At 49.7% G+C, this 22,273-nt stretch carries 18 protein-coding genes; 6 read left to right on the forward strand and 12 right to left on the reverse strand.

Annotated features, from left to right (window positions below; translation table 11 throughout):
• Positions 1–26 precede the first annotated feature (26 nt).
• From sucB to rsfS, 4 genes are all read right to left on the reverse strand, one after another.
• Positions 27–1,208, reverse strand: coding sequence for a dihydrolipoyllysine-residue succinyltransferase (sucB, locus tag L0B52_RS03640; protein WP_235065185.1), 1,182 nt, complete (start codon positions 1,206–1,208; stop codon positions 27–29).
• Positions 1,209–1,228: 20 nt separating this feature from the next.
• Positions 1,229–4,063, reverse strand: coding sequence for a 2-oxoglutarate dehydrogenase E1 component (locus tag L0B52_RS03645; RefSeq protein WP_235065186.1), 2,835 nt, complete (start codon positions 4,061–4,063; stop codon positions 1,229–1,231).
• A 103-nt stretch (positions 4,064–4,166) separates the two neighbouring features.
• On the reverse strand, positions 4,167–5,207 hold the full coding sequence (locus L0B52_RS03650) for a TAXI family TRAP transporter solute-binding subunit (protein WP_235065187.1): 1,041 nt from the start codon (positions 5,205–5,207) through the stop codon (positions 4,167–4,169).
• Positions 5,208–5,321: 114 nt separating this feature from the next.
• The gene (rsfS, locus tag L0B52_RS03655) at positions 5,322–5,660 is read right to left on the reverse strand and encodes a ribosome silencing factor (protein ID WP_235065188.1); all 339 of its coding nucleotides are present in this window, start codon (positions 5,658–5,660) and stop codon (positions 5,322–5,324) included.
• A gap of 168 nt (positions 5,661–5,828) precedes the next feature.
• Here rsfS and L0B52_RS03660 point away from each other — a divergent pair, with 168 nt between their 5' ends.
• A complete protein-coding gene (locus L0B52_RS03660) occupies positions 5,829–6,833 on the forward strand; it encodes a lipoate--protein ligase (RefSeq protein WP_235065189.1) in 1,005 nt (334 codons plus the stop codon).
• Here L0B52_RS03660 and L0B52_RS03665 read toward each other — a convergent pair.
• Together L0B52_RS03665 and L0B52_RS03670 are read right to left on the reverse strand one after the other, a co-directional pair.
• Positions 6,830–7,207 (reverse strand): hypothetical protein, encoded by a 378-nt coding sequence (locus L0B52_RS03665; protein WP_235065190.1) that lies wholly within the window; start codon positions 7,205–7,207, stop codon positions 6,830–6,832. The two genes, L0B52_RS03660 and L0B52_RS03665, sit on opposite strands and share 4 nt — an antisense overlap.
• A 57-nt stretch (positions 7,208–7,264) precedes the next feature.
• On the reverse strand, positions 7,265–9,439 hold the full coding sequence (locus L0B52_RS03670) for a primosomal protein N' (protein ID WP_235065191.1): 2,175 nt from the start codon (positions 9,437–9,439) through the stop codon (positions 7,265–7,267).
• A 56-nt stretch (positions 9,440–9,495) separates the two neighbouring features.
• On the opposite strand from L0B52_RS03670, the gene L0B52_RS03675 reads away from it, so the two are divergent.
• From L0B52_RS03675 to L0B52_RS03690, 4 genes are all read left to right on the forward strand, one after another.
• Positions 9,496–10,203, forward strand: a complete 708-nt coding sequence (locus L0B52_RS03675) for a metal ABC transporter ATP-binding protein (protein ID WP_235065192.1) — start codon at positions 9,496–9,498, stop codon at positions 10,201–10,203.
• Between the two features lie 74 nt (positions 10,204–10,277).
• Positions 10,278–11,030, forward strand: a complete 753-nt coding sequence (locus L0B52_RS03680; RefSeq protein WP_235065193.1) for a metal ABC transporter permease — start codon at positions 10,278–10,280, stop codon at positions 11,028–11,030.
• 50 nt (positions 11,031–11,080) lie between these two features.
• Positions 11,081–11,512: an RNA polymerase-binding protein DksA gene (gene dksA / locus L0B52_RS03685; RefSeq protein ID WP_235065194.1), complete on the forward strand. Its 432-nt coding sequence runs from the start codon at positions 11,081–11,083 to the stop codon at positions 11,510–11,512.
• Between the two features lie 137 nt (positions 11,513–11,649).
• Complete coding sequence (locus L0B52_RS03690) at positions 11,650–13,569, forward strand: ATP-binding cassette domain-containing protein (RefSeq protein ID WP_235065195.1); 1,920 nt, start codon at positions 11,650–11,652, stop codon at positions 13,567–13,569.
• A gap of 155 nt (positions 13,570–13,724) precedes the next feature.
• Here the strand turns inward: L0B52_RS03690 and L0B52_RS03695 are convergent, their stop codons facing one another.
• Complete coding sequence (locus L0B52_RS03695; protein WP_235065196.1) at positions 13,725–14,153, reverse strand: universal stress protein; 429 nt, start codon at positions 14,151–14,153, stop codon at positions 13,725–13,727.
• Between the two features lie 9 nt (positions 14,154–14,162).
• Complete coding sequence (nhaC, locus tag L0B52_RS03700) at positions 14,163–15,653, reverse strand: Na+/H+ antiporter NhaC (protein ID WP_235065197.1); 1,491 nt, start codon at positions 15,651–15,653, stop codon at positions 14,163–14,165.
• A 195-nt stretch (positions 15,654–15,848) separates the two neighbouring features.
• Between nhaC and L0B52_RS03705 the strand changes: the two genes are divergently transcribed.
• Positions 15,849–16,712, forward strand: coding sequence for a DMT family transporter (locus L0B52_RS03705; protein WP_235065198.1), 864 nt, complete (start codon positions 15,849–15,851; stop codon positions 16,710–16,712).
• Here the strand turns inward: L0B52_RS03705 and L0B52_RS03710 are convergent.
• The 4 genes from L0B52_RS03710 to L0B52_RS03725 all read right to left on the reverse strand — a co-directional run bounded on the left by L0B52_RS03710 (position 16,709) and on the right by L0B52_RS03725 (position 22,259).
• Entirely contained in the window at positions 16,709–17,872 is a 1,164-nt protein-coding gene (locus L0B52_RS03710) for an NnrS family protein (RefSeq protein ID WP_235065199.1), read from the reverse strand. The two genes, L0B52_RS03705 and L0B52_RS03710, sit on opposite strands and share 4 nt — an antisense overlap.
• A gap of 65 nt (positions 17,873–17,937) precedes the next feature.
• A complete protein-coding gene (locus tag L0B52_RS03715) occupies positions 17,938–20,412 on the reverse strand; it encodes a PEP/pyruvate-binding domain-containing protein (RefSeq protein WP_235065200.1) in 2,475 nt (824 codons plus the stop codon).
• A 12-nt stretch (positions 20,413–20,424) separates the two neighbouring features.
• Positions 20,425–21,291, reverse strand: coding sequence for a phosphatase PAP2 family protein (locus L0B52_RS03720; protein ID WP_235065201.1), 867 nt, complete (start codon positions 21,289–21,291; stop codon positions 20,425–20,427).
• Positions 21,291–22,259: a hypothetical protein gene (locus L0B52_RS03725; protein ID WP_235065202.1), complete on the reverse strand. Its 969-nt coding sequence runs from the start codon at positions 22,257–22,259 to the stop codon at positions 21,291–21,293. The genes L0B52_RS03720 and L0B52_RS03725 overlap by 1 nt, the downstream gene beginning before the upstream one ends.
• Between the last annotated feature and the right edge of the window lie 14 nt (positions 22,260–22,273).

Consider the following 22,273-nt stretch of genomic DNA (forward strand, 5'->3'; position numbering starts at 1 on the left):
TTCACAACACCCTTCCTTAAACGACCTTAAATATTAAGCAGCATGCGTGCAGGATCTTCGAGCGCGTTTTTAATCGCGACTAAGAAGCTCACCGCTTCACGACCATCGATAATCCGGTGATCGTAAGAAAGCGCCAAATACATCATCGGACGGATCACAATCTCGCCATTTTCAACCACAGCGCGTTCTACGATGTTGTGCATCCCTAAAATCGCACTCTGTGGTGGGTTAAGAATTGGTGTAGAGAGCATCGAGCCAAACGTACCGCCGTTGGTGATCGAGAACGTACCGCCGGTCATTTCTTCTAAACTGAGTTTGCCACTCTTGGTTTTCTCAGCAAATTCTTTAATGCCCAACTCAATATCAGCAAACCCGAGCAATTCGCTGTTGCGCAGAATCGGCACAACCAAGCCACGTGGGCCAGATACCGCAATCCCGATATCGCAGTAGTTATGATAGATAATATCGTCACCATCAATCGAAGCATTAACTGCTGGGAACTGCTTAAGTGCATCGACTGCTGCTTTAACAAAGAACGACATAAAGCCAAGCTTGATGTCATTTTTCTTCACAAACTGGTCTTGGTACTTCTTACGCAAATCCATAATTGGCTTCATATTGACTTCGTTAAACGTCGTCAACATCGCGGTGCTTTGTTGGGCATCCATCAAACGCTCAGCGATACGCTTACGCATCCGCGTCATCGGCACACGCTCTTCATGACGTACACCGCCACCAGAGAGATGCTGCTTCATATCGCCTTTAGTCACACGACCACCACGTCCTGAACCAGAAACATCTTTGGTATCTACATTATTTTCGGCGCCCATTTTACGTGCTGCCGGGCTGGCATTTTTATCCACATCAGCTGGTTTTTTAGACGCTGTTTTTTGCGCATCTTGTGCTTTGGCAGCGCTTTCTGATGAATCAGCTGCTTTCTCACTAGCGCTTTCATCACCCGCTGGTTTCTCACCTGCTTCGATCATCGCCACCACATCACCGCTGGTGACAGTCGCGCCGTCTTCTTCAGTGATTTCTTTTAACACGCCAGCAACAGGGGCTGGCATTTCCAGCACGACTTTATCAGTCTCCAGATCAACTAAGTTTTCACCTTCTTCAACAAAATCGCCAACTTGTTTGTGCCAGTTAACCAACGTCGCATCAGCGACCGATTCGGGTAATTCTGGAACTTTTACTTCTGTACTCATGGGATACCTCTATCTATAAATTACTGAGCAATATTCAATGCTTGTTCAACCAGCGCAGCTTGCTCGGCAGCGTGTACTTTCGCGTAGCCGGCGGCGGTGGATGCCGATTCTTCACGGCCAATATAATACGCTTGCTTACCTTCAGGCAGCGCGTCGTTAAGCGATTCGCTAATTTGCAGCCAAGCCCCTTGATTGCGCGGTTCTTCCTGCGCCCAAACAAAGTCTTGAGCGTTCTTATAGGTTGCAAATAAGGCGCTAAGCGCTTTACCTGGGAATGGGTAGAGCTGTTCAACGCGAATTAGAGCAATATCATCGATGTTTTCATCACGACGCTTTTGCAATAAGTCGTAATAAACCTTACCCGAACACAGCACCACACGCTTGACCTTGTCTTTCGCGAGATCATCAATTTCGTCAATCACTTCATGGAACTGACCTTCGGCAAGATCTTGCATGGTACTCACCGCCAGCTTATGACGCAGCAACGATTTTGGCGACATCACAATCAGCGGCTTACGGAAGGTACGCAACACTTGGCGACGCAACATATGATAAACCTGGGCTGGGGTTGAAGGGACACACACTTGCATATTGTCTTTCGCACACAGCTGCAGATAACGCTCTAAGCGCGCTGATGAGTGCTCTGGGCCTTGGCCTTCATAGCCATGCGGTAAGAGCATCACCAAGCCACAATAGCGTCCCCATTTGGTTTCGCCAGAAGCGATAAACTGGTCGATAATGACTTGTGCACCGTTGGCGAAATCACCAAATTGGGCTTCCCAAATCACCAAACCTTTTGGCTCAGCGGTGGCATAGCCATATTCAAACCCTAATACGCCCGCTTCGGAGAGCAGTGAATCAATCACACGAATCGACGGTTGGCCTTCTTTGATATACGCTAAGGGTAAATAACTCTCGCCGGTCTCTTGATCATGCAGCACAGCATGACGGTGCGAGAACGTCCCACGACCACAATCTTCACCTGAAACGCGCACTTGGTAATCTTGATCGAGCAAGGTGGCGTAGGCTAAATTCTCCGCGGTCCCCCAATCAAACTCTTGCTCACCAGCGACCATTTTTTGTCGGGTTGTTAGCAAGCGTTTAACAATCGTATGCACATTAAAATTATCTGGAATCGCGAAAATTTTCTCGCCTAGCGCCTGGATTTTTTCCACGGGATAGGTGGTATCAACCGGCTTATCCCAGTCTTGATCACGCATCGCCATCCATTCGTGGTAAAGCCCATCATGTACCGAGCTATCAATCTCTTTAGCCGGTGCAACGCGCTCGCCCTGTTCCAAACGCTCTTTGTATTGTTCTTGCAGGTCAGCAAGGGTATTTTCTTCAATGACCCCTTCGTTGAGCAATTTTTTCGCATACACTTCGGCAGGTACCGGATGCTGACGAATTTTGCGGTACATCATAGGCTGAGTTGCTGAAGGTTCATCCGCTTCGTTATGACCCAAACGGCGATAACACACCAAATCAATAAAGATATCTTTTTGGAATTCGAGCAAATAATCAGCAGCCAAACGACCCGCGAATGCCACCGCTTCAGGATCATCACCATTAACATGCAGCACTGGCGCTTGAATCGATTTAGCGATATCGGTGCAATACATCGATGAGCGCGAATCCTGCAGATTTGAGGTGGTAAAACCAATCTGGTTGTTGACCGCGATATGAATCGAACCACCGGTTTGATAACCGCGCAACTGCGACAACTGAAGCGCTTCCTGGTTGATCCCCTGACCAGCAAGCGCTGCGTCACCGTGGATCAAAATAGGCACCGCTTTATTGGCGATATCCAAGATCACCCCATCGTCGCCCGGTATTGCTTGGCGGCGACGCTCAAGGCGCGCACGGGTTGAGCCCATTTGTACCGCGTTAACAAATTCCAAATGCGACGGGTTGTACGCCATCGACAAATCGACTTTATGACCATCGATATCGATGCGTGAAGAAAAGCCCATATGGTATTTAACGTCACCACTACGATTCGCCGCTGGCTGCATTTTGCCGTCGAACTCGTCAAAGAGCATTTGTGGGTTCTTACCGAACACGTTAATCAACATATTCAAGCGACCACGGTGCGCCATAGCGATCCCGATTTCTTCCACTTCATTGACGCCTAAATGATCGATAAGCATCTGGGTAAGCGGAATTAACGCATCACCGCCTTCAAGCGAGAAGCGTTTTTGGCCCACGTAGCGCTTATGCAGGTATTTTTCCATCCCATCAGCAGCAACCAAGCGGGTTAAGAAAATCTTTTTGTCTTCATCACTAAAGCCATAATCGCCGGCGCTGTCTTCAAAATGCTTAAAGAACCAACGACGCTCAGCCACTTCCCATACATGCGCTAATTCAACGCCTAGATGGTTTGCGTAAGTATTCTCGAGGTTTGCAACCAGATCTTTGAGCTTCATTTCGCTCTGATTAAACGCGCCATCGACATCAAAAATCGTTTCAAGGTCGTCCTTACCGAGATTGTTATACGCTAAGTCGCATTCTTCCACGATGTGTTTAGGACGCAAGTTAATCGGATCCGTATTGGCCTTATGGAAGGCGCGCAGACGATAAGCATGGATCAGCTTACGCACCCCAATTTGCTTATTAACATCACCGCCACCCCCTGAAGCCATTGGTGGCATCTGCCCGAGCACTTCAAAGCGTTCCTGCACATCCAGACGCGACTTCTCATCGCTGTCTTGCTTTAATTCAGCAAAATAGTTTTGCCACTGTTCGTTAACACTTTGCGGATCATCAAGATATTGCTCATAGAGCACCTCAATATATTCCGCATTTCCGCCGTATAATCCTGAGCTGGCGATTTGTGATTGATACCGTTCAGACATAGTAGTTTCCGAGCCATTTAATAATAAGGTGGCGCGACAAGCGTGCCGTTAATTTGTGCGCTATGATACGCGTGCGCAGGAGATTACTCAAACACTCCTCTGCTTAAAATCGTTTACCAATTTCATTGTAATAACGTTTTGCCCCTGGATGCAGCGGAATACCTATCCCATCAAGCGATTGCTTCACACTGAGCGCAGAATTCGGCAGCACTTGTTCCAACCAATGCGCGTGTTCTTTACGCCATAAGGCTTTAGTCAACTGGTACGCCATCTCATCATCAACCACATCAGCGCGAGCCAGCCACAGCGCACGAACCGCAACGCTAGGCACAGCCTCATCGACCCCTGGATACGTTCCTGCCGGGATAGTGGTCGCGGTGTAATATTGATTACGAGTAAGCAATGAATCAATCATCGCTGAAGAAGTCGGGATCAAACGAATATCGGTTTCTTCCGCTAAGTATTGCACTTGCGGCATCGGCGCGCCCGCAACAAAAAATATCGCATCCAAATCGCCGGCGAGAAACTGTTCTACGGCTTGTGGAGCATCATCATGGTTGGCCTGTAATTCAGACACGTCAACGCCATGAGCCTTGAGTACATCAGAAACGTTTAAAAATGTACCGGTGTTCTTCGCGCCAACCGCAACCCGTTTACCCACCAAATCGGTGATACTCTCGATATCGCTGTCAGCACGCACCACCAAATGGAGCATTTCCGGATAAAGGCTTGCCAGCGCACGCAATTCTTCAAAAGGTTTTTTGTTTTCATACAAGCCACTGGCGGTATACGCCCAATAGGCGATATTGGATTGCACAAACGCAGAATCTAGCGTTTTAGTGCTTAATTGCTCAATATTGGCCACTGATCCAGGGGTAGAAACATTCACCAGCAGCAACCCTTCCACGCCACAATTCCCACCATGTTCACAAGAAAGATCGCCATAGGGATCAGAAATCACCCCACCCAACACGGTCGCCAATAAAAAATACACCCCATTGTTATAGCCACTGCCAACGCTAAACAACTCGAGGTTTTCAAGAGAATTTTGTGGGGGTGTGGTGGGCGTTTCATCCTGTGCCCAAGCAGTGAGTGCGATTAAACTCATTAACAAAAAAGCGCTATACCGCTTAATTTTCTTCATCGCCTGACTCCTGCCATCATGAAATTCATAAGTTAGGTAAATATTATCACAATCAAAAGAAAATAGCAGTGCTTAGTCGCTCATTCCTCGCGTCACAGCGCACAAGAAATTCAATCAATGCTCACGGGTTGGCGGCAACGACCAGAGTTTATCGAGTGCGTAGAGTTGGCGCGTTTCCGGGCGCATCAAATGCACAATCACATCGCCTAAATCGACCAGCACCCAATCGCGACTGTCTTCGCCTTCAACACCCACTGGCGGCACACCACTGGCTTTGCTATCTTCAACCACCTTATTGGCCATAGCGTGCAAATGGCGGTCAGAAGTCCCGCTGACAATGACCATAAAATCAGCAATATCGGTTTTACCCGCAAGCTCAATAGCCTGCACATCAACGCCTTTCATTTCTGCCAGGCTTTCTTCTACCAACAATTTCAGTTGTTCCGGGGTCATTAACGCTCCAATTTATTCAATATTTCGTTGCCAATTATATAGTGAAAAAGGTCAAAAATCGCCCCATTTTTGTTTGTTAATCACCCACCCTGATGAACAAACCTACAATGACCGATCAATAAAAATAGATTATCATTCGTCTTTCAAAAATATTAGAGGATGATCAGTATGTATTTCGTCGACAATCAAAATCACTACGACGCCTCCACCAACATTGCCTTAGAAACGTATTTGGTGGAAAACCGCCTGGTCGACGAGCCTATTTTATTGTTTTACATCAATGATCCCTCGATTATCATCGGTCGCAACCAAAACACCATCGAAGAGATCAATCGTGATTATGTAGCAGAGCATGGAATTAATGTCGTGCGACGGATGTCTGGCGGTGGCGCGGTGTATCATGATCGCGGCAACCTCTCGTTCTGCTTTATCAAAGACGACGACAACACCTTTCGCGATTTCAACACCTTCACCAAACCGGTGATTAAAGCGCTGCATAATATGGGGGTTAAAGACGCTGAACTACGTGGCCGCAACGATCTGGTCATCGGAGAGCGTAAATTTTCCGGTAACGCGATGTATATGCAGCGCGGCCGCATGACCGCGCACGGCACAATCCTCTATAACAGCGATCTCGACGTCGTTACACAAGCACTCAAACCGGCCAAAGAAAAAATCGAATCCAAAGGGATTAAATCAATCCGCAGTCGGGTGACCAATATCCTGCCGCATATGGACGAGCAGTGGCAAGACTTAAGCACCGAAGCGTTCCGTGATCGCCTGTTGCTGGAGATTTTTGATGTCGAGCATCGCGAAGATGTCCGTGAGTACCATTTAACCGACCAGGATTGGGCGGAGGTTGAACGCATCCGCGCCGAGCGCTTTGCGAATTGGGATTGGAACTACGGTCATTCACCCAAATTTGCCCTACAACGCCGCCACAAATTCCCAGCCGGACTGGTTGATGTGCGCTTAGATGTTGAAAAAGGCAAAGTCACCGCGCTGAAAATTTATGGCGATTTCTTCGGTTTAGGTAATTTAAGTGAATTAGAAGACGCACTTATTGGCCATGCTTATCAAGCAGAAGCGATCGAAGCCACCCTAAATACGCTCGATCTTCAGCATTATCTTGGTAACATCGAAGCAGCCGAACTCGCACGCCTAATCGCTTAAAGCTTACCGACTTTAGGTCCGCCAACTTCACGCCGCATGGTGCGCTCAAAAGCCTGCCCAAACACTTTTTTATCGAGCTGATATTTGGCGGCGCTCTCGCGTAAAGCCTCTTTGAGCGCACGCTGGCTAACAAAGTTCATATACACAAAATAAAGCGTACACCCTGCGAGCATAAAACCAAGAAAAAGCACCAACTCCCCTTGCTCAAACATAAATTGCCGCATGAGCGGAAAAGAACCCATCATCACAACAGCTAAGATGGTCGTAATGTTTATTTGCTTTTTAAACTTGAGGTAAAGATCGCGCAAATGCGACAATTCTTCGTCAGTAAGACACGCTTCGATATCCAGCTGCGATTGTTCTTGTTTCATCATGCACATCCTTATATCATGAGACAAATCAATAATATCGTTTGCGCTCAATCAACGCAACTATTCCATCCCTTGCGGATCCACATCGATTTGCACCCGCACGTGCAGCGCCTCACCTTGAGCAGTTAACCACGCACTGATGGTGGGCAAATAGCGCTGGAGCATCGCTTTATCAGCAGCCTGGATGAGCAATTGCGCACGGTGACGACCGTCTTTACGCGCCATCACAGCCGGCGCCGGCCCCAGCCAGAGCAATCGATCATCATCGATTGCTTGCGCCGCGCCTTGGCGCGTCCATTGTAGCGCTTGCATGGCGCGCGCTGCATCGCGATGCGTGGCGAGCAATAGCGCCTGTGCTTGAGTCGGCGGTAAGCCCATAACTTGACGTTGTTCATAAAGGCGTTTGGCGGTTTTTTGATAAGGTTGATGCAGCACCGTAAATAATGGATGCTGCGGTTGGCTGGTTTGCAACCAGACCTCCCCTTGATCCTCACGCCCAGCTCGCCCGCCAACTTGCACTAGCAGCTGAGCCAAACGTTCTTCACCACGAAAATCCGGACTAAACAGCCCTTGATCGACATCCACCACCGCGACCAAATGCAAGTTCGCGAAATGATGTCCTTTTGACAACCACTGTGTCCCCAACACAATATCCACTTCACCACGGTGAATTTGCCCCACCGCTTCATTGAACTGCTTGGCGGTGGTAAACGCATCGCTGTCCATACGCAACACGCGTGCCTGCGGAATTTGCTGGGTGATGGTTTGCTCCAAGCGCTGCGTCCCCATACCCAGCAACACCAGATCTGAAGTACCGCAATTAGGACATTGCAGCGGCAATGGCGCCTGTCTGCCACAATGATGACATTGCAGGCGGTGACTGCGTGTGTGCGCGGTCATTGTGGCATCACAGGCACTGCAATCGCTTTTCCAGCCGCACTCTCCACAATACAGCAGCGGTGCATACCCGCGCCGATTGAGAAATAACATCACTTGTTTGCCGTCTTGCAGCGTACGGCGAATGCGGGTGAGTAAACGCGGATGCAAACCACCCACAGACGCTTCGCTTTGCCCATCGAGTAAGACAATCTCGGCCGGTGCCTGTGCACGAATACGCTCACTGAGCTGATGATAGCGCCACTTACCCTGCCAGACCTGGTGATAACTTTCTAACGATGGCGTTGCCGAACCAAGCAGCACCAACGCCTGATTTTTCTGCCCACGAACAATCGCCATATCGCGTGCGTGGTAGCGAAAACCATCTTGCTGTTTATACGCCTGATCGTGTTCTTCATCAACAATCAACACGCGCAAATCTCTAAACGGACTAAACAACGCAGAACGCGTTCCAACGACAATCTGCGCTTCACCAGCAGCCACTGCCTGCCAGCTATCCAGCCGCGCTTTATCGCTAAGCCCAGAATGATGGGTGACCACCGCAAAAGGCAGACGACGACGCAGCGCCTCGCTCATCGCTTGCACCAAACCAATCTCTGGCACCAACACCAAAGCTTGGCCGCCATCTGCCAAACGCTCGGCAAGTAAGCGGATATAGATTTCCGTTTTCCCCGATCCGGTGACGCCATCAAGCAAATGCACGGCAAAGTTTTCTGTCTGTGAAATAGCCTCTAACACATGCTGCTGTGCGGCACTCAACTCTGGTGCGTCTGCTGATGCTAGCTTTTCTGGCACCTGCCAATAGGTTTGCGCGCTTAACCACCCTCGCTCGGCTAGATCGCGTAGCCACGCCGCGCTCACGCTATGGCTTTGCTGCAATGCTTCCATAGTTTGCGAACCTTGCTCTAACGCCTGCAACACCGCTTGTTGTTTCGCGCCCAAGCGTTGCTCGAGCGCCAACTGACCTTCTTCAGTCAACGTATAAGAAACCGACAACTCGCGTGCGTTATCCGCACCATCACGTAATAATTTCGGCAATGCTGCATGAATGACTTCACCGAGTGGGTGCTGGTAATAACGCGCAGCATAAGTCAGCAAGGCCATTAATTCGGGACCAATCACCGGGGCATCGTCGAGCACGCTATCAACCGATTTCAACGCATAGTCAACAGCCGGCGCTTGCGCCTCATCCTGGCAAGCCAGCACCACCCCAACTAATTTTTGTCGCGCAAACGGGACACGTACGCGCACACCGACTGCTAGTGGCTGATCGCTCAAATAGGAAAAGCTGCCGTGCAACGGACGATTCAGCGCCACCTCAATACGCTGCACGCTCATCCTTTTTGTTCCCCGTAAAAATCGTTACAATAGAATTTTTCCAAAGCCTCACCCTTATGTCTGCAGCGCTGATTAGCTTACGCGATATTGCCTTTCAACCGCACGATCGCGCTATTGTACACAACATCAACCTTGAGATTCTCAGTGATGAAATTCTCACCATTGTGGGGCCCAACGGTGGCGGCAAAAGCACCTTATTGCGCCTGATCCTAGGGCTACTGCACCCGACCCACGGCCATATTACCCGCCATAAAAAACTGCGTATCGGCTTGGTTCCCCAGCAATGGAGCGTTCCTGCTGACCTGCCGATGTCCACTGAACGTTTTCTCAAAGACGTTAGCGATAACATCGATAATCCTTGGCTTAAGCGACTCAACATCGATCAATTACGCGACGCTCCGTTACAAAGCCTTTCTGGTGGGGAAACCCAGCGGGTATTACTCGCACGCGCCATCTTGCGTCAGCCCGATTTATTGGTGCTTGACGAACCCGCCTCTGGTATCGATCCGGCAAGCCTCGGTGAATTTTACCATCTGATTCGCGCTTGGCAGCAAGAAAGCCACGCCGGTATTGTGATGGTCTCACACGACTTGCATCTCGTGATGGCTGGTAGCGATCGAGTGTTGTGCCTTAACGGCCATATGTGCTGTGCGGGCAAACCCGAAGATATTCACGAACACCCTGAGTTTCGTCATTTACTCAAGCAGCAGCACCCCGATGACATCGGCATTTACACCCACCAACACAACCATACCCACCTCTAATGTTTATTCACTTTGTTTTAATTCCCTGGTTATGTGCATTGAGCGCCGCGTGTGTCTGCGCGCCATTAGGATGCATGGTCAGTTGGCGGCGGCTGATTTATTTTGGTGAAGCGCTCGCGCATAGTTCTTTGCTCGGCATCGCGTTAGCGTTGTATTTTGATCTGCCGCTCTCACTCGGCATATGGAGCATCACACTGGTTTTGGTATTGCTGCTATTTATCTTAAAACGCCGTGGTCGTGAGGATGGCAACAACATTCTTGGTGTGCTCTCGCATTTTGCCCTCGCGCTAGGCTTAGTTTTGATTGCTGCGATGGAAAATATCCGCACCGATCTTATGGGCTATCTGTTTGGCGATATTTTAGCCACCACGAGCAGCGACTTGTGGCTGATTCTATTAAGCGGCGCAATCACCATCATCGTCTTACGTCTGCTCTGGCAATCTCTGCTTTTGCTCACCCTTAACCCGGATCTTGGTGCCTGCGAGCTACCGCGCAGCGATTGGATAGAATTGGTTTTTTTACTCATCCTAGGCGGTTTTGTCGGTGTCATGGTACAGTATTTTGGCTTATTGCTGGTGATCGCGATGTTAATTATTCCGGCGAATACCGCCAACCGCTTTGCGCGCACCCCAGAGCAGAGCGCCCTGTTTGCCACACTGATTGCTGGCGCAGCCACAACGTTTGGTATCGCAGCCGCCTGGCAATTCGATCTACCGGTAGCGCCAGCGATCGTGGTTAGCGCTGGGTGTTTATATTTTCTTGCGCGTTTAATGAAAGGACTCGCCAATATAAAAAAATCCAATAAAACGAATAATGCTTTTGACTAACCCGATTTATTCGGATACTATTGCGCCATTTTTTCGCACTGGAGGCGGACATGTCAGCAATGAAACAGAAAAAAAATGCCCAGGAATACGTACTCGAGGAACAAGAAGAGTACATGAATGACGCGCAACGCGAGCATTTCACCGGAATCCTGGAAACTTGGAAAGCCAACATCTATGAAGAAAGCGAACGCACCCGTGCGCACCTCAAAGATGAACGCACCCAAACTGCTGATCTTAATGACCGCGCCAGCTTAGAAGAAGAATTCTCGCTCGAACTACGCACCCGTGATCGTGAACGAAAATTACTGCACAAAATCGACAAAGCCTTAGACCGCTTGGTGCGCGATGAGTTTGGTTGGTGCGAAAAATGCGGTGAAGAAATCGGCATTCGTCGCCTTGAAGCGCGCCCTACTGCTGAGCTGTGCATTGATTGTAAAGAGATTGCCGAGCGCAAAGAAAAAAGCTTCCACGATGCGCGCTGATTGAGCATATCGTGGTTAAACCAAGTAAATGGCAAATTCGAAGCCATTGACTCACTTCAATAAAACAAAGGCCAGCGCTTGCTGGTCTTTTTTATGCTCACAGCGATTTTTAAACGTATTAACGGTATGATGCGCGGATGATTGAACTCAATAATATACGGCTAAGCCGTGGCAGCGACAGGCTACTTAGCGGCGCAAATGCGCGCATTCATGATGGGCAACGCGTGGGCCTGGTCGGGCAAAATGGCAGTGGCAAATCGAGCTTATTGGCCTTACTGCGGGGTGAGCTAGAACAAGACGAAGGCGATTTGTCACTGCCCCAAGGTTGGCAGATTGCCAGCGTGCGCCAGGAAACCCCTGCCCTTGATCAGTCGGCGCTCGATTATGTGTTAAGCGGCCATCACAGCTATATTGCTGCCCAAAAGGCGTTGAGCCAAGCTGAGGCGAGCGGTGAAGGTATGGCGATTGCGCACGCCCATGAAATGCTCAGCACCATTGATGCCTACGCGCAACCGGCTCGTGCGGCAACGTTATTAAGCGGTCTCGGATTTCATCCCGATACCCACCATCACGCAGTAAAAAGCTTTTCTGGCGGCTGGCGCATGCGCTTAAACCTTGCCCAGGCGCTGATTGCCCCGGCAGAACTGTTATTGCTTGATGAGCCAACCAACCACCTTGATCTCGATGCAATTATCTGGCTACAGGATTTTCTAAAAACCCATCACGCCACGCAAATCATCATCGCCCACGATCGCGATTTCTTAGACAGCTTATGCCAGCAAATCTTATTCATTGAGCATGGCAGTTTGTACCATTACCGTGGCAATTACAGCGAATTTGAACGCCAACACCACGAGCGCCGCACTCAAGCTGAGGCGCTGTATCGCGCTGAAAGCGCCAAACGCGCCCACCTGCAATCGTTTGTTGACCGTTTTCGCGCTAAAGCCACCAAAGCCAAGCAGGCGCAAAGCCGGCTCAAGGCTTTGGAAAAATTAAGCGCTGCACCACCACCGCCCACCCCATCGTCTTATGATATTGTCTTCCCCGCACCCGAACGTCAACCCAACCCTTTATTGCAGCTCGAGAACGCCAGCGTCGGTTACGATGATGACACGCTGATTATCGAACACATCAACCTATCGATTGAGCACGACGCACGGATTGGCCTGTTGGGACGTAATGGCGCGGGTAAATCCACGCTGATGAAGCTCCTTGCCGGCACGTTAGCACCAAAACAAGGCGCACGCGCGGCACACCGCTTTACCCAGATTGGTTATTTCACCCAACACTCGCTTGATGCGCTCGACCCCGATGGCAATCCACTGAGTCATTTACAACGGTTATGGCCAGAGAGCAGCGAACAAGCGCTGCGCAACTTTTTGGGTGGCTATGGCTTTCAAGGTGATGATGTTCATGCACCAATTAAGCGCTTCTCTGGCGGCGAAAAAGCACGTTTAGCGCTAGCGCTGGTGATCGCACACCAACCCAACCTATTACTCCTTGATGAGCCAACCAACCATTTGGATATCGCCATGCGTGACGCGCTCACTTATGGCCTGCAAAGCTTTCAAGGTGCGATGCTCATTATCTCGCACGATCGCGCGATGCTGCGCTCGACCTGTGACACATTTTACTGGGTGCGTGATCGACGATTAGATCCCTTTGACGGCAGCTTAGACGATTATCGCGATGCGCTACTTAACGAGCAAAAAACTGAGACTCACCAGTCAGAAACATCGAGTGGCAGCCATACAGCAGCGGCCCGCCAAGCGCAAAAACGCCACGAGGCAGAGAAACGGCGCGCCCTACAACCGCTTAACCAACAACTAAAGCGCACCGAGGACAAGCTCGCAAGCGTGCAGCAAAAGCTAACTGCCTTAGAACAGCAGCTGGCTGATAGCGCACTCTACGAGGCTGAAAATAAAGCCCAGCTTAACGAGGTGCTTGCTGCACAAACCGCAGCAACCCGTGAACATAGCGATTTAGAGGCTACGTGGCTGGAGGTTATGGAAGAGATCGAAGCAGCGTCTGCACGCTGGGAAGATCACGCCGATTAAATCCATAGTGAGGTTTGTTAAACACCGCACTATGGATTAATAACGCCTGTTGCTTAAAAAAAAGCAGCGGAAAAAAATGATGTACACAGCCAAAGTTAGCACCTTTGTCCACAGCTTATCCCAAATACTGCGCACATCCCAAGTGTATAACTCACCTAACCTTCAGCGCGAACCACCAACACAGATTGCCGCGCATGACGCACCACTTTTGCGGTATTCGGGCCTAGCAGATAATCAGCAAGCTCCGGTCGACTCGCTGACATAACAATCAAGTCGGCACCAATTTCCTCAGCTTTATTGAGGATTTCTTTGTAGATATTACCCTGGGCAATATGCGTGGTATAAGGCGCATCTTCGGGCAAATGGCTCTCGCAAAATGCGGTCATTTTGGCTTTAGTTAGCTGCAGCGCCTCTTTACCCACACTCTCATCATAAAAATTGCGGAATAAATGGCTGTTAAATTCAGGAATCACGCTAATAATATGGATCTCACCAGCAAACGCCTTAGCTTGCTTAAGCGCCTCTACAACGGCACGTTCTTCACGTGCTGCATCAATCAAATCAATCGGTAATAAGATATTCATAGATGCTCCTTAGACAGTCGTCGATTCAGCAGTTTTTATATGATAGCCATTTTCTTCCTTAACCCGTTCAATCGTCCAATTCATCGCGCCTAGGAACACCGAGATAATCGGGCTTAACAGGTTAAAAAACGCAAACGGCGCATACGCCATGGTTTGCACCCCTAGCACGCCTGAGAAAAACGCCCCACAGGTATTCCACGGCACCAACACGGAAGTCACTGTGCCTGAGTCTTCTACCGCACGGGAGAGGTTTTTTGGCAGCAGTTTGGCTTTAGCATAGGCGGTTTTGAACATTCTCGCCGGAATAACGATCGCGATATATTGATCAGAAGCGGTAATATTGGTGAATAAACACGTGGCGACCGTCGCACCAATCAACGAGCCTGTGCCACGTACCATCGATAAAATAGCGTCCGCCAAACGTTGCAGCATGCCGGTAGCTTCTAGTGAACCACCAAAAACCATCGCACAGAAAATCAGCCAAATGGTATTCATCATGCCAAACATGCCGCCGCGACTAAACAGATCATCGATCACCTGATTACCGGTTTCGATACTAAAGCCATTAGCGAGCGTACTAATCACTAAAGCGTACATCCCACCGATGCCTTTAGGACCTGCCAATTCTTGTAATAAGTCTTGCTGGAAAATCAAAGTGAACAGCACCCCAAGCAACACGCCAAAAATCAGCGATGGTAATGCCGGAAAGCGGCGTGCCACCAAAGCAATCGTAGCGATCGGCACAATCAGCAACAACGGTGACGTATTGAAGTGTTCGCCGATAATCGCGATAACATCATCAATCTGTCCCGCATCCAGCGTGTCTCCCTGGTAGAAGAAACCGATCAGCAAAAATAGTAGTAAAGCGATAATCATCGCTGGCCCAGAGGTATAAACCATATGGCGAATGTGAGTAAATAAATCAGTGCCAACCATCGCTGGTGCCAGGTTGGTTGTTTCCGATAAGGGTGACATTTTATCGCCAAAATAGGCACCGGAAACCACCGCGCCTGCCGCCATGCCCAATGGGATATTGAGTGTGTCTGCAATCGCAATCAACGCTACCCCTACTGTGCCGGCGGTTGACCAACTACTTCCAGTACACAAAGAAACCACCGCACTCAACACACAGGCGGTAAACAAAAAGATACTCGGGCTAATCACTTTCAGCCCATATAAAATCAGTAGCGGCACCACCCCGGACATAATCCAACTGGCAATCAAAGCGCCAACCACCAATAAAATCAGCATCGCCTGCATCGACATACCAATCGATTCAATCGCTGAGTTCTCAATGTCTTTATAACGCACACCCAAACGCCATACACCGAGCACCCCGGCGAGTACTGCGGCAAAAATCAGCGCGAATTGGTTCGGGCCGTAGGTCGCATCATCGCTAAAAACAATGACGTTAATCGTCATCATCACAATCAAAAACACAATCGGCACCAACGATAGCCCTATCGATGGACGCTTTTTCTCAGAAGCTGTTTTCTCCATATCTCACCTTTTATTCTCGTGTTATTAAAGGGCTCAACCCTTAGCTGATTAAGATTAACATAATTTTAATATTACGCTATCAGAAAATTTCTTTGCATAATAGGCGCTCATGAGACGATTTTTTGTGCGTAGGCAAACTCTGATTGCTGTAGTGCGAGAAATACGTCATATTGCCCGCTTTTTTAAGGATCACCAATGATCTACCTATTGCTAAGTATTGCTGCGAGCGTCAGTGTGTCGGTGTTGTTAAAAATCGCCCGTCGGCAAAACTTCGCTATCAGCCATGCGATCGCGGTTAATTATCTGATCGCCACGGCGCTATGCTGGTTTGTCTTAAAACCTGATCTCAGCGCAACCGATGCATTAATCTCACAATGGCCAATCTTTGCTGCCCTCGGTCTATTGCTGCCAACTGTGTTTATTATCATGGGCAAAGCCGTCGCTGAAGTGGGAATTGTTAAATCCGATGCCGCACAACGCCTGTCGTTATTTTTACCGATCTTAGCCGCCTTCACCCTCTTTGGCGAGTCGTTAAGCCCGATTAAATTGAGCGGGATTATTTTGGCGTTTATCGCGCTATGTGCGCTTATTTATGGCGGTAAAGGGAACACAAAACGCCAACAAGGTATTGCCCAAACCGCCCTGCTGCTTTTGGGCGTGTGGGCAGGTTATGGGGTAATCGATATCTTGTTCAAACATATCGCCAAGAGCGGTGCGGCTTTTTCCAGCATTTTACTGGTCAGCTTTATCCTCGCAGGCGTGGTGATGTTTGCTTATTTGCTCGCTAAAGGCAGTCGTTGGTCAATGCGTGACGTGCTCGCCGGACTGCTGCTTGGCGTACTCAATTTCGCCAATATCTTATTCTATATCCGTGCCCACCAAGCGATGAGTGATAACCCATCGCTGGTCTTCGCGGGAATGAATTTGGGCGTTATTTCCTTAGGAACGCTCATTGGCGCTGCAGCCTTTGGCGAGAAAATCCGCGCGATCAATGCGCTAGGGATTACCCTCGCCATGGCCGCGATTATTGTGCTCTTTTATGGCCAGCGAATCTTTTAACCAAACTTGCCATCAGGGCGCGCGCTGATCCAAATTAGCCAGTACGCGCTCACCAGTAACACAAAGGCAACGGTCCACGCGACTTGTGCGTGGATCATCCACACCACATAGTGCTCAGGCAGGATAATTGGCATAATCACACGAAAAATCAACGCAGCAAAGAGCAAATAAAAGCCAATCAATAATCGCTTCGGTGGTGCATGGATATTGCGCCCTGTGTGCCCCAGGCTCACTCGACCAATCATCGAAAACGTCATAATACCGATCCCGCCAAGGGCGAGCATATGCATGGCAATCGATAAAGAAATCGGGACAGGCAACCACAGGCGAACAGCGAGCATTAAGAAGCCGATGACAATGCACCACATCGATAAATACATACTCCACAGCAGTGGCTTTTTCCAGAGACTCGGCGTATGCCAGCCGATTAACCGCCAACCCATCGCAATCGCCGCCACCAGCGCAAATAAAGCTGCAGCACTATGCCAAGGCGTAAAAATATCAAGCACCACAAAGCCAAAAAAGCCAAGCAAACTGGTGCGGTCTGTCCAGGGATAATGACGCACCGCAAAGCCTGTCGCGCTTTTGATAAAAAACGGCATCACCCGTCGGCCGATCGTCAGTACCAGTGCGATGATTATAAACAAAGCTAAATATAAGCCCCAATGCTGCCCTCTAGCCAGAGGGCCAAAAGAACCCGCCATAAACAGCAAGTTAGCAATAACCATCAATACCAACTTGGAGAAAATACCCATCTGCCGCCATTGCTTAACCGCAAACACCGGTTTCGCAAAAAAGTACAGTAAGGCTAGGGCAAAAATGGTATCAAGAACCATTGCGAGCGGTAATAACGCGCCGAAGAAAAAGAGTACCCTAGCGAGCAGCCAAGGCAACCAAATAAAGAACAGCGTATAACCATGTGGCATCTTCTGTTGTGTCCACACACCAGTTGCGGTCAACAAGAATCCAGCAACCACCGCAAAACTATAGCCAAATACCATCTCATGACCATGCCAATAAAATGGGTTCATCGCCGCCATCGTGCTGCTGCCGATATGCAAACTATACAGAAACAACCAGCGCACCATGGTGAAGACGGCAAAAACGGCGGCACTGGCAAAAAATAGGCGGAAGCCTAAATTAAAAATAGCGGATCTCATGACACTCACTCAAAAAATTTGTATCTAGCTTAGCATCTAAGCACGACTCATTCACATGACCCAAATCAATCGAGTACCGAAACCACGCCACGCTGTCCATCTAAACGCACGCGTTGCCCATTGCTAAGCCTCGTGCACGCATCGCGAATACTCATCACCGCCGCAATGCCTAATTCGCGCGCGGTAACCGCACCATGCGACAACGGCCCGCCGCTTTCTGTGATCACACCTTTAGCGTGATAAAACAGCGGCGTCCAGGCTGGATTGGTGGTGCGAGCCACCAAGATAGCACCTTGCGGGAAATCGGCAAATTGCGCAGGATCAGTAATCACAAACACTTCCCCTTCGACCACCCCAGGGCTTCCAGCCAGCCCCTGCCATTGATCACCTTCATCAGTCACCATCGCTGTTTCACCGTACACCCAATCTGGCGCACGCTGCTGCGCTTCTTGATACGCTTGCTTATTCGCTTCAGCTTGCTGGCGAATCTCAGCGTAATCTTCGCTGTTAATCGCTTGTTCTAACACATCCGGCGGCACAAAAAACACATCCATCGCCTGATCGAGTGCGCCTAAATTAACCAAACGCTTGCCGATTTCACGAGCGGCGACGCGAAATGGAATACTCAGACGCGTGGTTTGATAATGCTCAATATCATCAAGCGCGGTATAGCTGCGCGCCAAGCGAATCAATTCCTGTAAGAAAAAGCGAAATGATTCCGGGGTGTCTTTGAGTAGTTGCAACTCGGTAGCCAGCATCACGTCTTTTTTACGCCAATACGTGCGCTCATGATCATCGTCTTCTTGCTCTGCCATCATCTGAATTTGCGTGAACACCGTTTGTGGCGCTTCCAACCAGGTTGGATGATAGGCATCAAAATCCACTTCGCGGTGACCATGACGCGCTAAAAAATCCGTAAAAGATTGTGCCAGCTCATCGTAGTCAGCCAAGGCCTGCTCCAACGAGGCTTGATCATAAAACCGCTCAGCCATTAACGCCGGATACTGACGCAACAGTCGTGACAAACGCCACATCGCCTGATTTACCGCGCCTGTCTTGGTATCGGTTACGGCAATCAATTGATCAAATACGGTTTGCGCTTTATCCCCCACAAAACGCTCTAACACCTTGCGCAGCACGCGATAGAGCAAGGTTTGCGTGAGTGAAATTGCGATATTGGGCAAGAAATAACGCGTACCCAAATCGTTAATCTCGAGCAAATGCTGCCAGCATTGCGCCAACGTTTTGCCTTCATAATCCAAGGCGTTAAAACGTCCTAATGCCAATAAATAAGCGTCCAAGTCGTTTAACCAACGTAACGGTAATTCACTGATCCACGCAAATTGCCACAGACCACCGGCTTCAATAAACGCTGCCAAACTGCCGGTATCTTGAAAAGCCGCAAACGGCATTCGCCCCGCATAAACCGCCACCGCATTTTGGTTGCCGTAGACATAGCCATCTTTGAGCGCAAACCACTTATCATGGAAAGGCGGCAAGCCCATCAGCTCAAATGAATAATTAAGTGAGGCATGAAACCCTTTTTCGCAGAGTTGCCAGGTTAGCGGCGTCACTGGATTGGGAAAACGTTCTGCCGATTCATCGCGGGTCCAGCGTGGGGCAAAACGTGTCACCGGGCGCGATTGCAACAAATACACCGTCCCACGCTCAATCGCCCATTCAATATCTTGCGGAAAGCCAAACCGTGCTTCAGCCTGACGCGCTAAACGGGCAATCTGCGCGGCCTGCTTGGGAGTAATTGCTGCTTGGTTTTGCGATTTAGGGTCGATAGCAACGGTTTGATTGCCTTCTGCGCTGCGTACCAACGCCTCTTTTTTACACGCAATCGTGCGCGAATGAATCCCTCCGTCACGATCAACGCGGTATTCATCCACCGGCGCTTCACCAGCAACCACCGTTTCCCCCAATCCAAAAGCTGCATTAATCAATACAACATTGACGTCACCACCGACCGGATCAATCGAGAACGCCACACCGGCGGCTTCATCAACCCCTACATCAACCATCTGCTGAATGACCACCGCCATCGCCGCCGAATCATGCGCTACCCCGAGGCGTTCACGATAAGGCAGCACCGCCGCATTCCACAAACTCAGCCAACAACGCTTCACTGCCTCAGCAAGTGCTGTTACACCGCGCACATTCAACAAAGTGTCGTGTAATCCAGCAAAGGCTGCACCGGGCAAATCTTCCGCGCTACCGGAAGAGCGCACTGCGTAAAATCGCTCATGTTGTTGGTTTTGTAGCTCAGTTAGTGCGTTAATCACAGGTTCAGGTAACGGCTGTTCAGCCAAATAAGCACTCACAGCCGCACTTTGCGCTTGTGCATCGCCATGAGTTACCATCAGCGCCATCACATGATCACGATGTGGTGCAAACCACTGGTAATACGCATCCGTCGTAAGGATCACACCATCGGGAACCGGTAGATGATTTTGTGCTGCTTTCGCCAGTCCATAACCTTTACCGCCGACTAAAGCGACATCAAGCGCCGCTGGATCAGAAAATCGCACAAACATCACACACCTCGCTTAATCAAGCAATCGTTTCGGTGAAAACCACCATAAAGCCACCGCTGCTAACAATAGACCTGCTAATACATCCACCCCGTAGTGATAACGCAAAAAGATCGTCGCTGCGATCAATCCCAGCATCACCGGCAATAAACACCACGCCGTTTTACGGTACCCATCAAGATAAAAGAACGCGACGATAAACACCGTTATCGCGGTATGTAAGCTGGGAAAGACATCCATACCGGTCACGCCTTGTTTAACCGTCTCGATGACAAAGCGCGCCACCACACCGCCACCGCCTTGATCTGGTAGATGATAGAACACAGGACCTGCCGCCGGCAGCGCAAAATAGCCGATAAAACCCAACAGATAGACGAACATTAAACCGTTAAAAAACGCCTTTGCTGCTGTGCTATGCCGCCGCCACGTATAAACCGCCACGCCAGCCAATACGATAAAATAAAATGCGAAATAACACGCCGCCAACACATCCGCCAACCATGGATAATCCTCATAACGAACATAAGCTGCCAGCGATCTTCCACCCCAGATCAAACCATCCACGTGCTCTAAAAAAGTATCCGCAGACCAGTTAATCCAATAAAGATTAACCAGTTTGAGCAATGGAAAAACCAGCCAGGATAGCGCAAATAACAATGAACCAAGCCACGGCCAATCCGGCGTTCGCCATGCTTTAACCGCCGCCCACAGCCACAACAACACCGCAAAAGCACAGAGCAAAATAGGATTCAGATTACCTTCGATGAAACTAACTTCTGGATAGGTCGCAAAATCAGCAGCAATAACCTTTAGCGCCAGTACAGCCAACAGCACAATGCACGCGATGATGACTAGAAACGGCCAAGTAATCCATGCTTTCATCAATCCTCCAAATCGAGCGGTTGTGGCTCGGGATACAGCCACCAGCCCGCCAAACCAACGCTTAAACCGAGCACAGCCAACCACGGTAGGTAGATAAGCAGCAACAGATAGCAAACGATTTGTAACCACGCACCATAGAATCCGCCGAGCAAGCGAAAAAACGTCACATTATTACGTCCATCAGCGCCACGTTGCGCTAAGCGAGCAGCCAGCATCACCATAGGAAACCCTAGGATTAGCGCGACCGTTGCTAAATATTTTCTCCAAGAAGATTCACCTGTAGCATGGAACTCTGCCGGTTTCTCCTCAGCGCGTTGCGCGCGCAAAAATGCTTCGCCAAAATCAGCTCCTTGTTGTGCTTGTCGCCAAGCCGAGCGTTGTACCGCATTAAATTGTCGTACGTCACGACAGTCCACCGACACAGCATCAAGCGCTGCAGCACATTCTGTCTGTAACGCTTTAACGTCATCCGCCAGTGGCACAAACGGCTTCCCTCGCACCACCGATACCCGTGAGCGAAATCCATCAGGTTTGGTATAAAACACCCCCATCGGCTGCACGACAAAATCCACACCTGCTGCACGGCATTTCGCAGCAATCACCGCCATCCCAGCCTGGTAGTCTTGCGGGGCGAACGACCATTCGCTCGTCCCCTCCGGCAAAATACACACATCACCACCGGCGTGAATTTGCGCCACTGCAGCGGCAACAGGTGAGGCGACTGCACTGCGCTTCAATCCATAACGCTGGCAGTCTTTTTCACGCACCACAGCAATTCCATCAAAAAGCACGCGTAAAAATGCTTTACGTAATAACTGGATGGAAATCAGCGATGGTGTTCGTCCTAGCGCATGCACATAGACTTGGCCATCGGTTGCGCCATTGCGATGACTACCGATAAACAGCGTTGGGCGAGGATCACGAGGCACACCACGCACAGTAATACGCGAAAAATAAAGTCGCGTCATCAGCCGCGCTAACC

It is taken from the genome of Suttonella sp. R2A3, from assembly GCF_021513215.1.
Classification (GTDB): domain Bacteria; phylum Pseudomonadota; class Gammaproteobacteria; order Cardiobacteriales; family Cardiobacteriaceae; genus JAHUUI01.

What these genes read in the sequence shown, in the direction of transcription:
- rsfS (WP_235065188.1), bottom strand. Translation starts at nt 5,660, where the DNA reads ATGACCCCGGAACAACTGAAATTGTTGGTAGAAGAAAGCCTGGCAGAA.
- L0B52_RS03650 (WP_235065187.1), bottom strand. Translation starts at nt 5,207, where the DNA reads ATGAAGAAAATTAAGCGGTATAGCGCTTTTTTGTTAATGAGTTTAATC.
- L0B52_RS03690 (WP_235065195.1), top strand. Translation starts at nt 11,650, where the DNA reads ATGATTGAACTCAATAATATACGGCTAAGCCGTGGCAGCGACAGGCTA.
- dksA (WP_235065194.1), top strand. Translation starts at nt 11,081, where the DNA reads ATGTCAGCAATGAAACAGAAAAAAAATGCCCAGGAATACGTACTCGAG.
- L0B52_RS03725 (WP_235065202.1), bottom strand. Translation starts at nt 22,259, where the DNA reads ATGACGCGACTTTATTTTTCGCGTATTACTGTGCGTGGTGTGCCTCGT.
- L0B52_RS03660 (WP_235065189.1), top strand. Translation starts at nt 5,829, where the DNA reads ATGTATTTCGTCGACAATCAAAATCACTACGACGCCTCCACCAACATT.
- L0B52_RS03705 (WP_235065198.1), top strand. Translation starts at nt 15,849, where the DNA reads ATGATCTACCTATTGCTAAGTATTGCTGCGAGCGTCAGTGTGTCGGTG.
- L0B52_RS03675 (WP_235065192.1), top strand. Translation starts at nt 9,496, where the DNA reads ATGTCTGCAGCGCTGATTAGCTTACGCGATATTGCCTTTCAACCGCAC.
- L0B52_RS03670 (WP_235065191.1), bottom strand. Translation starts at nt 9,439, where the DNA reads ATGAGCGTGCAGCGTATTGAGGTGGCGCTGAATCGTCCGTTGCACGGC.
- L0B52_RS03645 (WP_235065186.1), bottom strand. Translation starts at nt 4,063, where the DNA reads ATGTCTGAACGGTATCAATCACAAATCGCCAGCTCAGGATTATACGGC.
- L0B52_RS03665 (WP_235065190.1), bottom strand. Translation starts at nt 7,207, where the DNA reads ATGATGAAACAAGAACAATCGCAGCTGGATATCGAAGCGTGTCTTACT.
- L0B52_RS03710 (WP_235065199.1), bottom strand. Translation starts at nt 17,872, where the DNA reads ATGAGATCCGCTATTTTTAATTTAGGCTTCCGCCTATTTTTTGCCAGT.
- L0B52_RS03720 (WP_235065201.1), bottom strand. Translation starts at nt 21,291, where the DNA reads ATGAAAGCATGGATTACTTGGCCGTTTCTAGTCATCATCGCGTGCATT.
- sucB (WP_235065185.1), bottom strand. Translation starts at nt 1,208, where the DNA reads ATGAGTACAGAAGTAAAAGTTCCAGAATTACCCGAATCGGTCGCTGAT.
- L0B52_RS03715 (WP_235065200.1), bottom strand. Translation starts at nt 20,412, where the DNA reads ATGTTTGTGCGATTTTCTGATCCAGCGGCGCTTGATGTCGCTTTAGTC.
- nhaC (WP_235065197.1), bottom strand. Translation starts at nt 15,653, where the DNA reads ATGGAGAAAACAGCTTCTGAGAAAAAGCGTCCATCGATAGGGCTATCG.
- L0B52_RS03680 (WP_235065193.1), top strand. Translation starts at nt 10,278, where the DNA reads ATGGTCAGTTGGCGGCGGCTGATTTATTTTGGTGAAGCGCTCGCGCAT.
- L0B52_RS03695 (WP_235065196.1), bottom strand. Translation starts at nt 14,153, where the DNA reads ATGAATATCTTATTACCGATTGATTTGATTGATGCAGCACGTGAAGAA.